We start from the raw sequence: 829 nt of genomic DNA on the forward strand, positions 1-829 counted from the left end.
CTAAGTGTCGCTGCCGCAGCTTCGGTGCATGGTTTAGCCCCGTTACATCTTCCGCGCAGGCCGACTCGACCAGTGAGCTATTACGCTTTCTTTAAATGATGGCTGCTTCTAAGCCAACATCCTGGCTGTCTGTGCCTTCCCACATCGTTTCCCACTTAACCATGACTTTGGGACCTTAGCTGGCGGTCTGGGTTGTTTCCCTCTTCACGACGAACGTTAGCACCCGCCGTGTGTCTCCCGTGATAACATTCTTCGGTATTCGTAGTTTGCATCGGGTTGGTAAGTCGGGATGACCCCCTAGCCGAAACAGTGCTCTACCCCCGAAGATGAATTCACGAGGCGCTACCTAAATAGCTTTCGGGGAGAACCAGCTATCTCCCGGTTTGATTGGCCTTTCACCCCCAGCCACAAGTCATCCGCTAATTTTTCAACATTAGTCGGTTCGGTCCTCCAGTTAGTGTTACCCAACCTTCAACCTGCCCATGGCTAGATCACCGGGTTTCGGGTCTATACCCTGCAACTTAACGCCCAGTTAAGACTCGGTTTCCCTGCGGCTCCCCTATACGGTTAACCTTGCTACAGAATATAAGTCGCTGACCCATTATACAAAAGGTACGCAGTCACCCTGATAAATCAAGGCTCCCACTGCTTGTACGTACACGGTTTCAGGTTCTATTTCACTCCCCTCGCCGGGGTTCTTTTCGCCTTTCCCTCACGGTACTGGTTCACTATCGGTCAGTCAGGAGTATTTAGCCTTGGAGGATGGTCCCCCCATATTCAGACAGGATGTCACGTGTCCCGCCCTACTCATCGAGCTCACAACCTGTGC

1 rRNA gene is annotated in these 829 nt (G+C 52.2%); it reads right to left on the bottom strand.

From position 1 onward, the window contains the following. Positions 1-829 (bottom strand): 23S ribosomal RNA (locus tag J5067_RS23175); the annotation flags it as partial.

The organism is Candidatus Symbiopectobacterium sp. NZEC151, assembly GCF_025962655.1.
GTDB lineage: Bacteria > Pseudomonadota > Gammaproteobacteria > Enterobacterales > Enterobacteriaceae > Symbiopectobacterium.